We start from the raw sequence: 11,046 nt of genomic DNA, 5'->3' as shown, positions 1-11,046 counted from the left end.
TATCCTGAAGGGAAATCATGGGCTGTACCGTGACGCCTAGAAATACCGATTCCCCATGGCGATCGCAAATGGAAGTCTTCATGTTACGGTAGGCCCAGCGCACGGAATCCGCATTTCGGAGGTTGAGCTGAACACCGCCCACATCGGTTTTATGGGTGATGGTGGTGGATAGGAGCTTGATGACCACCGGATAGCCGATCGCTTCAGCATGGGTGACGGCTTCCTCTTCGGAATGGGCGATCGCCGTTTTCACCACGGGGATATGGTACGCCTCCAGAATTTGCTTCGATTCCACCTCGGTGAGCAGCGTTCGTCCCTCTGCGGTGGCTTGCTGGATAATGGCCGTGACGCGATCGCGATCAAACGAACTGCCATCAGTGGCGATAACGGGAGTTTCGTAAATTCCCTTCAGGTTATAGCTGTACTTCCAAGTCAGATTAAAGAGCCGTGCTGCTTCATCGGGAAACCGATAGGTTGGGACGTTGGCATTGTTGAGCAAGTGTTCCCCGGCAGTCACTTCATCGCCGCCCATCCAGCTTGCCATGATCGGCTTTTTCGATTCCTGCACGTAGGGCTTGAGCTTAGCTGCCGTTGCGGTGGGATCGGTCATGGCTTGCGGCGTCAGCATGACTAGCAAACCGTCACTGTTCGGGTCTTTGATCGCGATTTCTAACGCTTGGGCATAGCGCTCTGGATCGGCATCCCCAAGAATATCGATAGGGTTGCCGTGGCTCCAGTGGGATGGCAAGATTTTGTTCAGTTCCGCCAGAGTTTCATCGGACAACGTCGCCAACTGTCCCTGAGTGCGAATCAGGGCATCGGTGGTCAAGACGCCTGGCCCACCTGCGTTCGTGATGATCGTTAGGTTTGGCCCTTGGGGACGATGCCTCTGTTTTGCGAGGACTTCCGCAAGGTCAAATAGCTCGGAAATCCGATCTACCCGCAGCACCCCGCAACGACGGAAGGCCGCATCCAGCACATCGTCACTTCCAGCTAAGGCTCCGGTATGGGAGGCAGCGGCCTTGGCGGCAGCTTCAGTACGTCCGGTTTTCAAGACGATAATCGGTTTGGTCAGTGCCACCTCACGGGCGGCAGACAGGAACGATCGCGCGTTGCCGATCGATTCCATATAGATCACGATGCTCTGAGTATGGGGATCATCACCGAGGTAGTAGATTAAGTCACCCCAATCCACATCCAGCATGGAGCCGATGGATACAAAGGCACTAAAACCAACGTTTTCCGGGAAGCTCCAGTCCAGCACGGCTGTACACAGGGCACCGCTTTGGCTGATGAAGCCGACATTGCCGGGACGGGCGATCGCACTCGCAAAGGTGGCATTCAAGCCAGAGTGGGGATTCATCACACCCAGACAGTTGGGCCCGATCAGCCGCAGCTTCGAGGTTTTGAGAATCTCAGAAATTTCGGCTTCGAGGGCGACTCCCTCGGCTCCGGTTTCTTTAAAGCCTGCCGACATTACGATCGCCCCTGATACGCCTGCCGCAATACAGTCGCGAATTAATCCTGGAACCGTGGGCGCTGGGGTGGCGATAATTGCCAGATCAACGGGTTCCTGAATGGCTTGGATGGAAGCATAGGCTTTGATTCCCAGGACGTTGTGGCGTTTGGGGTTGACTGGAAGCACCGTGCCTCCAAACGGAGACTGAATCAAATTCCAAAGGACGGTTCGACCCACGCTGCCCGGGCGATCCGTTGCGCCAATCACGGCTACGGTTTTGGGATTGAAGATGGCACTGAGGGGATGTTGCTCAGACCGCAATAGGTCATAGGTGGGATCGGTTGTAGGTTTTAGCGACATGATGGGAAACCAGAAAGAGGACTTCAGGTGGCTGCGGTTGCTACGTTCAGGAACGGGACACAGGCGTTAACCGCTCCGAACTCCGAACGATGCAGTCTTGACTCACCTAGATACGGGACTGACCACTGTTATCCTAGCGAGGCTCTCGTGATCCCCTCCGAGTCGTAAGAAAAGCTTTAACACCTTTATACGGGAACACCTGGTTCTCAGAGAACGATGTTGCTATATTGCTTGCTATACAAGCATCTTGGCGGTTTTAGGGACAATTTAGATGAGTCGTAAGGCTAACTTGTGTTGCAGTCTGGAACCTGAAGATTTTGCAGGTGAGCAATCGCCTTTAATCAAATCAAGCTAAATTGTGACGGACACTATGCAGTTTTATCCAACTGTTATGGTTGCAACCAGTGCCAACTGTGCCGGATCAGGAGTTGCTATTCCCGATTATGCGTTACTGACATCTACAGGGAGCGATCGCCCATGAATGTGACCCCGCTACAATCCGCCCCAGATAAAAGCTTGTACGAACAGGTTGCCGACCATATCCAAACCCTGATTACGGAAGGCACGCTAAAACCGGGCGATCGCATTCCCTCAGTCCGAAAACTGCGCGAACAGCTATCAGTAAGCATTTCAACGGTTTTAGAAGCCTATCGGTTACTGGAAGATCGGGGCTTAATTAGCGCTCGTCCCCAATCGGGCTACTACGTGCGCTGTAATGTCCTGATCGCGCCCGAAGAGCCGAATCCAGTCGGCTCCTCCAAAGCGAGTATGTGAGGTGGACACCTCCTTGGCGTTTCGAGTGTGTCGATCGGGCATCAATCCCGACACCGTTCACCTGGCGGCAGCGCTACCAAGCATGGAATTACTACCCCTGAATGCCCTGAATCGCATTATGGGTCAAGTCTTACGAACCCACACCCCCAAAGCCCATTCCTACGACCTCCCGCCAGGATGCGAACCCTTGCGACAAGAGGTTGCGAAGCGCCTGATGACGGCAGGGTGTTCGATGACGCCCGACCAGATTGTGACGACGAATGGGACGTTTGAGGCGATTTATCTGTCTTTAAAGGCGGTTACGAAACCGGGCGATGTGGTGGCGATCGAGTCTCCGACTTACTACGGCATCCTGGAAGCCCTCGAAATCTTGCACCTAAAGGCGTTGGAACTGCCAACCCATCCCCGTGACGGCATTTCTCTCTCTCATCTGGAACACGCGATCCAGCATCAGGCGGTGAAGGCGTTGGTGTTGGTGTCAAACTTCAGCAATCCCCTGGGTACCTGCATGAGCGATCGCAAGAAGAAAGAATTGGTGAACTTAGTCACTCGATACCAAATTCCCCTCATCGAGGATGACATTTACGGAGATTTGTATTTTGAAGGCTCACGCCCCAAAGCACTTAAAGCCTTTGACCGAGATGATCTCGTGCTGTACTGCGCCTCCTACAGTAAAACCCTATCGCCCGGATTGCGCGTGGGCTGGGTGGCGGCAGGTCGCTATCAACCTCGTGTTGAACGCCTGAAGTGGATTATTAACCAAACAACGGCGATCGCCCCCCAGCTTACGATCGCGTCTTTTCTAGCCAATGGAGGATACGATCGCCATCTACGCCAAATGCGTCGCGCCTACCAGTCACAAATGGCTCGCATGACCCAGGCCATTTGTGACTACTTCCCGGCAGAAACCAAAGTGACCCGTCCCAACGGTGGGCACGTCCTCTGGCTAGAAATGCCGCTGGAGTTCGACACCTTGAGCTACGGGGAAGCAGTACTCCAACACAACATCAGTATTGCTCCGGGCTTGATCTTTTCACCGTCCGAGAGCTACCGCAACTGTTTCCAGCTAAACACAGGATTACCCTGGTCAGACGAGATTGATCGCGCCATGCAAACGTTGGGATATTTAGCAAAACGGCAACTTGCCATGTCGATGCTGGGTGTAGGCTAACCGTCATCTAAATCACAAACAAGGCTGATCTTCATCTCTCAAAGTCACCGCTTACATCACACGATATACCCCGTAGAATCACACTGGGTAAACCGTCCCATCACATTAACATTAGCCAGATTTACGGGATAGTAGAACTATAAACAAAGCGGAGTGACTGAACGATGTACGCAACTACCCACAATCCTTCCACTTCAATTGAAGATATCGTTAACGACGTCTTCAGCACGCGCCGTATTACCCGCTTAGATCAACAACGGTTTATGAAGGTCGCCCTATCGACGACGCTTTCTGCAGCAGATCATGCGCTAATTAACCGGGTATTTGATGCGCTCCAGCGTGGCATTCTGCGGGTTGTAGATTAAACTAATTGCAGACATCACAACCAAGTGTGTGAGGCAATAGTGAATAATTCGCAGAATTCATCCGACGCGACATTTGATGTAATTTTGCGCCAGGGTCAATGGCTGACCCGCGATCGCCCCCTTTCCACGGTAGATATTGGCATTCGAGACGGGTACATCGCCGCGATCACCCCTCACCTCAACGCCTCTGCCCCCCTAGAGTTAGAGGTTGCCGGAAAGCTTGTTAGTCCACCCTTTGTCGAGTCCCATATTCACCTTGATTCGGCTCAAACCGCAGGTCAACCCCGCTGGAATCAAAGCGGCACCCTGTTTGAAGGCATTGAAATCTGGCGCGATCGCAAGCAAGACCTATCCATTGAGGATGTGCAAGAAAGGGCGATCGCTACCCTCAAGCAGCAGGCCACCCAGGGTGTTCTCTTCGTCCGAACCCATGCGGATGTCAGCGAACAAAATCTCATTGCTCTACAAGGACTCCTCAAGGTTCGGGAGCAGGTCAAAGACTGGATTACGGTTCAAGTCGTCGCCTTTCCTCAGGATGGCGTTTACGGCAGTCCCAAAAACGAAGAACTCTTAGAAGAAGCGCTACGTCTGGGAGCGGATGCCGTGGGTGGCATTCCCCACTACGAACTCACCCGCGAAGATGGCGTTAACTCGGTTCACCGCATTTTTGAACTGGCGCAACAGTACGATCGCCTCATTGATATCCACTGTGACGAGATTGACGATGAGCAGTCCCGTTTCTTAGAAGTAGTCGCCGCCTGTACCCTGCGCAGCGGCATGGGCGATCGCGTCACGGCTAGCCATACAACGGCGTTTGGCTCCTACAACAACGCCTATGCCTTCAAGCTCATGGGACTGTTGCGGCGATCGCCCCTCAACTTCATCGCCAATCCGCTCATCAACATCACGCTGCAAGGGCGAGCAGATACCTATCCCAAGCGGCGCGGCGTTACCCGCGTTAAGGAACTTTGGCAGCAGGGGTTTAACGTTAGCTTGGGGCATGACTGTATTCAAGATCCTTGGTATAGCTTGGGGACGGGCAATATGTTAGACGTGGCCAGCATGGCCGTACACGTCTGCCAGATGACGGGCATGGCGGAGATTGATGCCTGTTACGACATGATCACCTGGAATGGCGCGAAAACGCTGAATGTGGGCGATCGCTACGGGGTCGAGGTAGGTAAACCTGCCAACTTCATTGTCCTGGATGCCGAGAATCGCTATGAGGCCATTCGCCGTCGCGCGACTGTGCAGTATGTCATTTCCCACGGTCAACTCATTGCCCAAACGCAATCCCCTCAGCCGCAATGGTTAGACGGCTATACTCCTGCGCCTTATCCGGATGAGCAATCAGGTAATCCCAGAAGTTGAGATGACGGGCAATTTGGGCAGAATCCTGTTCAAAAATTATGGAGATGGTGGGTGCGAACGCCTGCGGAATTATCTTGATGACGGGCAATTTGGGCAGAATCCTGTTCAAAAATTATGGAGATGGTGGGTGCGAACGCCTGCGGAATTATCTTGATGACGGGCAATTTGGGCAGAATCCTGTTCAAAAATTATGGAGATGGTGGGTGCGAACGCCTGCGGAATTATCTTTACGAAAATAGCGCCGACCGGGAATGCCATACGCCCCCATTGCAACGTAGCCAAGGGATTCCAAGGCAGAATTTTGAGCGTCAACCTGCTCTAAATCCCGCACCTCCGCCAACAGATCAATAATGGGCTTGGCGTAAATGCCCGGAATGCTTGTGCTGCCGATGTGGTGCAATGCAATCAGCGTCTCTCGCAGGATGGGGGCGATCGCCGTCGCTTCAGCTTCAAACTGCGATCGCCAATGGGGATTAGGCGGAACAACCTCAACGATTCTCATTCTGGTAGACCAATCCTTCACAGCCTGATTCTACTAGCGTCCCCGATCATGCAGCGTATGAATGGCATCGGCACACTGTTGGGTAATCGCTTCCAATTCGGCGCGATCGCCCGACTGGGGTGGATCGATCGGATGCCCAATCCGAACCGTCACCGGAACAGGTCGCGGACATTTCGCACCTTTCGGAATAATCCGCTGCGTTCCCCACAAACTGACAGGCAGCAGCGGTACTTGAGCTTTCGCCGCAATTAGCGCCGCCCCCAATTTTGGCTCCGGAATTCGTGCATCTGCTGTCCGTGTCCCTTGCAGGAAAATGCCAACTGCCCACCCCTCTTCCAGTTGAGCTAAGGCAGCACGAATCGCACTGCGATCGGCTGAACCCCGCTTGACAGGATAGGCTCCGTAAAGCCGAATCGCACTTTTCAGCACCGGAACCCGGAACAGTTCTTCCTTCGCCATAAACGATACGGGTCGCCGCACACAATTTGACACTATCGGTGGATCAAAATCGCTGGCGTGGTTGCTGACGACAATCAGCGGGCCTTGCTTTGGCACATGCTCTGCCCCATAGATCCGTCCGCGCAAGTAAACATGCAGCACAGGACTCACAACTGACCACTTAAAAAGGTGATACAGCATCAGACTGGAAAGGGGTTCACGCGATCGCGCCATAGGTCTGCCCTATTCGCTTCAAACAACTGCACCCTTCATCGTCCCATACATCGTCCAACCCCAATGCTGGAATCACCGACCCCACAACCCATCCTCAACTCAAAACTCAGATTGCGGATGCCAGATGCCCAGGTAGTAAAGCACAACAGTTTTAAAGAAGCTATTAAAAAAGATAAATAAACGCGATCGAATCCGAGAAAGACGAGTCACGCTACTGCTAGAGTGCTAAAATGCCAGTGATCTTTAGTTCGGCTCTATTTGTAGGTATGAACGCTCTAACCTCCATCCGACCTGATCGCATGTCTTGGCTGTTGATGTCCCACGGGTTCAACGTGCTGTGGCGTAGGCAGCGCTATCGGCATGTATGGGTCTGGGCGTTCATCGTCGCGGCCTTCGGAGGCGTGGCATCAGAGGCGATCGCCACTCCCCCTTTACCGGGTCGTGACCAACCTGCTCCCGTACTGACCAGCAACGTCCTAGAACCTGCACCGTTTCAGATTAGTCAAGCAACCGCTCCATCCCCAACCCTGCGCGTCGGTGATAGTGGGGATGCTGTTACCAAACTGCAGGAAAATCTTGCCGCTTTAGGCTATTATGATGGCCTGGTAACAGGATATTTCGGTGAGCAAACCGAGCAGGCGGTGATCGAATTTCAAACCAGTAATGGATTAACCGCCGATGGCATTGTCGGGACAGGCACATTGGCAGCTTTAGTCAATGCCCGCACCCCGACTGCAACAACCTACGTCGAAGCGACCCCCGGTAACGTGCGCGAGGGCACACGCGGAGAACTGGTCGTTGCTCTCCAAGAACGGTTATCCAACTTGGGCTACTACACGGGCGGTATTGATGGTATCTTTGGCAAGGCAACAACCCAGGCTGTCCTAGCATTTCAGGAAAACAATGGGTTAACAGCAGATGGTGTCGTCGGCCCTGCCACCGAGCAAGCCCTACGCAGTGCCAGCGCGGTCAGTGCTGCATCTCCAGCACCCGCCCCAGCCCCTAGTTCTTCTTCAACCGCTACTCCTTCAAGTTCTCCTAGCCCTAGCGTGCTACGTCTAGGTAGCACCGGGCGGGACGTGATTGTTTTGCAGAGCCAACTTCAAGCCTTGGGCTACTACGCTGGCTCGATTGATGGCTCGTTCGGTCAGTCTACAGAAGATGCCGTTGTCCGGTTCCAGGAAACTTCAGGGCTTGTTGCAGACGGCTTGGTTGGCCCCCAAACTACCTATCTACTGGATGAGCAGTTCTTTGCGCTCCGTTCAGCTCCGCCTATCAATCCTACCGTTGTACCAACCACCACACCACCTGCTGCAACGGCTCAACCTAGCCCAGCCCCTGTACCCAGCGTCAGCAACCCTACAACCGTTGCGCCTGCACCTACCCCTACCTTTCCAGGAACATCCCCTCAAAGTACATCCTCAACGCCACCGATTCCCTCCACAGCAGTTGTTGTCCCTACGGTTCCATCTGCAGCAGTTAGTGTGCCGACAACGCCTACCGTGACCATCCCAACTCCTGCTCCACCGCCATCAGCAGTAGTTGTGCCGTCTCCGTCCCCGGTAACACAAGCACCAAGTCTGCCGACAGCCACACAAGTTTCTACGCAGGGCACGGAATCCGTTCGAGAAGTGCAGCAAGAATTGCAGAAACAGGGGTTATATTCTGGCCCTATCAATGGAGTGATGACCCCTGAGCTTGAACAAGCTATTCGAGAAGCCCAAGAAGAGCATGGACTTTCTCCCAACGATATTGTTCGTTAGCAGGTCAAAACCCTTAAACGACTAACATAACCATGAAGCGATCGCCCATTTGGGCGATCGCTTCTCTTTCAATTAGCGCATAGACTCCACCAGCATTCCGGCTGTCCAGAGTCCAGAGAGCAATAAGGCTATCCGCCAAACGCACTCCCACAGAAAAAGCATCACGAGATGGCCGACAGAGATTGCGCCAAATGCCAACGCGATTGCGATTGCAACCGCAACTCCGAATAAAAAGAGAGCTGAATATTTCGCTGTGCTTAAGGCGACCTTGAAAAATCCGTTCATGGCTGGATTTCGTTTCATCGTGACCTCCTTCTCGGTTGGGGGCTGGGAGCGGAGTGTGTTAGGGGGGGGGGGTAGAGCGTGGGAATCGTGTTGTTGTCCTCCAAAGCAAAAGGTGAATAGGGATACACCCCTCGATCTGGAAATTTCGCGATCGCACCCCAAAATCTTTCAATTTCTTGACACACAAAATTTATGCTCAGTTTTTGACATCAAAAAACCGATCTGAGCTTGACTCCTACAGATCGGTCTTCACCAGTGATAGGGTTTGAAGGTGTGAGCGATCGCCCCAAATCAGGACTAAACAATAAATTCCGACGCCACAATCATGGAACCAATTCCAGCATCGGTGAAAATTTCCAGCAGTAGCGCATGGGGAATCCGTCCATCAATGATGTGAGCAGCTTTTACCCCTTGGGCGAGCGATCGCACACAGCAATTGACCTTCGGAATCATGCCCCCACCCACAATGCCAGAATCAATAAGTTTTCGGGCTTGCTGGATGTCGAGCTTCGCAATCAGCGTCGAGGGATCTTTGTAGTTTTCGAGAATGCCGGAGGTATCCGTCAGCAGGATCATCTTCTCGGCTCCGAGGGCAGCCGCGATTTCCCCCGCAACCGTATCAGCATTAATGTTATACGCTTGGCCGTTATCATCCGCCGCAACACTGGAAATCACCGGAATATAGCCATCTTTTACTAACGCCTCAATCAAGCGAGGATTCATCGCGCTGACTTCGCCCACAAAGCCGATACCTTCATCCCCCTGAGGCCGCGCCCGAATCATGCCGCCATCCTTACCGCACAGGCCAACCGCCGCACCGCCAGCCTTGTTGATTAGAGACACAATCTCTTTGTTGACCCGACCCACCAACACCATTTCCACGACATCCATGGTGGCGGCATCCGTGACCCGCAATCCGTTCTTAAACTGGGGTTCAATGTTGAGCTTCGTCAGCCAAGAGTTAATTTCCGGGCCACCCCCATGGACGACAATCGGACGCAACCCCACACAGGACAGAAACACGATATCGCGCATGACGGTTTCTTTGAGATGACCGTCTTTCATGGCAGCACCGCCATATTTAATCACCACTGTACGACCTGAAAACTCCTGGATGTAGGGTAGAGCTTCACTCAGAACGCGGACGCGGGTGGCTTCAGCTTTTTGGATATAGTCGATGTCAATATCGTTGACCATGATTAATGGGGCTAACTCTTGATTGAACTTGCCTTTGACTATAGCAAGCCTAAGTTAGTTGCGATCGGCTCCGCGAAACTTCTTTAGGCGTAGGCATTCTCCTAGGGGCTCTAAGCTGGCAGAAACATTAGAGCTACCGGGTCAGGACTGGGAGGAACCTCAGCAGAGCGATCGCCCACTTCGGATACTGAGTGCTTAGGCATACGCAGTGTAGTGGAGGATACTACTATGCAGCAATCGTATTTGTAAACGTTCCCTGACGCAATCAACGCTGTCAGAGGATGCGCGTTAAGACTGGGGCAAGACAGAGCTAGGCTTAAGAATGCCGCGAACCGCTTCAATGATGCGATCGGCAGTTTGCTCAGGTGATTCGTCCTCAGCAATAGTGATGTGAAGATCGGCCTGGGTGTAGCGCGAACGCCGTTCTTCGAGTAGATCCACTAAGCGTTGGTAGGGATTTTCGTTTTGCAATAGCGGACGGGTGCGATCGCCTTGCAACCGCTGGTAAAGAATTTCCGGGCTTGCATCTAGCCACACCACTACCCCGTGTTGTAGGTAGCGCCAGTTTTCAACCTGGGCAGCCAAGCCTCCCCCCGTTGCAATCACCATCCGCACATGGGATACCACGTGTCCTAGTACTTGAGTTTCAATCTCTCGGAATGCCGCTTCGCCGTCCTGGGCAAACACTTCAGGAATCGAACGCTGAGTCACCTGCTCAATCACAGCATCCGTATCGATGAAGGAATAGCCTAATCGTTGAGCTAGCAGGGTTCCAACGGTCGTTTTTCCCGACCCCATCATGCCAATCAAAAACAGGTTGGCTCCTCGAAGCAAATCCGTCACAGTGCTATCGTCCTGAAGCGTACTTGTTTTCACAATACCCGGCTTCAGTCCACCTCAGCAAGCAGATAGAAGATCGCCCATGGTTAACCGTTATCCAGTGCCGAAGGCTAGATGATTTAGGAATAGCCCCAATGGGTAGCACCAAGCTAAACGCCTAGAAATGTAGCACTCTGCTCATTTTTATTGAGCATCACCTCAGAAAAACCGTGAGTTCTGAAACATCAAGAGGTTTTGTACCTGGTCACCGCAATAAGAATTGTTAATGAGAATGGCTGAAGCAGCTA

Annotated in this window: 8 protein-coding genes and 2 pseudogenes; 4 read left to right on the top strand and 6 right to left on the bottom strand. The window is 52.9% G+C overall.

Going from position 1 to position 11,046, the window contains the following annotated elements; all coding sequences use genetic code 11:
- A partial coding sequence (locus tag IGR76_10370; protein ID MBF2078898.1) for an acetate--CoA ligase family protein occupies positions 1–1,819 on the bottom strand: 1,819 nt, incomplete at its 3' end.
- Positions 1,820–2,296: 477 nt separating this feature from the next.
- On the opposite strand from IGR76_10370, the pseudogene IGR76_10365 reads away from it, so the two are divergent.
- The 3 genes and pseudogenes from IGR76_10365 to codA all read left to right on the top strand — a co-directional run bounded on the left by IGR76_10365 (position 2,297) and on the right by codA (position 5,500).
- A pseudogene (locus IGR76_10365) lies at positions 2,297–3,764 on the top strand (PLP-dependent aminotransferase family protein).
- A gap of 164 nt (positions 3,765–3,928) precedes the next feature.
- Positions 3,929–4,129: a hypothetical protein gene (locus IGR76_10360; GenBank protein ID MBF2078897.1), complete on the top strand. Its 201-nt coding sequence runs from the start codon at positions 3,929–3,931 to the stop codon at positions 4,127–4,129.
- A 39-nt stretch (positions 4,130–4,168) separates the two neighbouring features.
- Positions 4,169–5,500 (top strand): cytosine deaminase, encoded by a 1,332-nt coding sequence (gene codA / locus IGR76_10355; GenBank protein MBF2078896.1) that lies wholly within the window; start codon positions 4,169–4,171, stop codon positions 5,498–5,500.
- Here the strand turns inward: codA and IGR76_10350 are convergent.
- The 3 genes and pseudogenes from IGR76_10350 to IGR76_10340 all read right to left on the bottom strand — a co-directional run bounded on the left by IGR76_10350 (position 5,406) and on the right by IGR76_10340 (position 6,674).
- Positions 5,406–5,685 (bottom strand): annotated as a pseudogene (locus IGR76_10350) (GrpB family protein). The gene codA and the pseudogene IGR76_10350 overlap by 95 nt on opposite strands.
- Positions 5,682–6,002 (bottom strand): GrpB family protein, encoded by a 321-nt coding sequence (locus tag IGR76_10345; GenBank protein MBF2078895.1) that lies wholly within the window; start codon positions 6,000–6,002, stop codon positions 5,682–5,684. The pseudogene IGR76_10350 and the gene IGR76_10345 overlap by 4 nt, the downstream one beginning before the upstream one ends.
- Positions 6,003–6,035: 33 nt before the next feature.
- Positions 6,036–6,674, bottom strand: coding sequence for a 1-acyl-sn-glycerol-3-phosphate acyltransferase (locus tag IGR76_10340; GenBank protein ID MBF2078894.1), 639 nt, complete (start codon positions 6,672–6,674; stop codon positions 6,036–6,038).
- Positions 6,675–6,940: 266 nt separating this feature from the next.
- On the opposite strand from IGR76_10340, the gene IGR76_10335 reads away from it, so the two are divergent.
- The gene (locus tag IGR76_10335) at positions 6,941–8,437 is read left to right on the top strand and encodes a peptidoglycan-binding protein (protein ID MBF2078893.1); all 1,497 of its coding nucleotides are present in this window, start codon (positions 6,941–6,943) and stop codon (positions 8,435–8,437) included.
- 582 nt (positions 8,438–9,019) lie between these two features.
- Here the strand turns inward: IGR76_10335 and argB are convergent.
- Positions 9,020–9,922, bottom strand: a complete 903-nt coding sequence (gene argB / locus IGR76_10330; GenBank protein ID MBF2078892.1) for an acetylglutamate kinase — start codon at positions 9,920–9,922, stop codon at positions 9,020–9,022.
- A gap of 285 nt (positions 9,923–10,207) precedes the next feature.
- On the bottom strand, positions 10,208–10,720 hold the full coding sequence (locus tag IGR76_10325) for a shikimate kinase (protein ID MBF2078891.1): 513 nt from the start codon (positions 10,718–10,720) through the stop codon (positions 10,208–10,210).
- Positions 10,721–11,046: the final 326 nt, after the last annotated feature.

This window comes from Synechococcales cyanobacterium T60_A2020_003 (assembly GCA_015272205.1).
Taxonomy (GTDB): Bacteria; Cyanobacteriota; Cyanobacteriia; order RECH01; family RECH01; genus JACYMB01.
The sequence above is the reverse complement of the archived record's forward strand: the minus strand, read 5'-3'. Positions and strand labels throughout refer to the sequence as shown.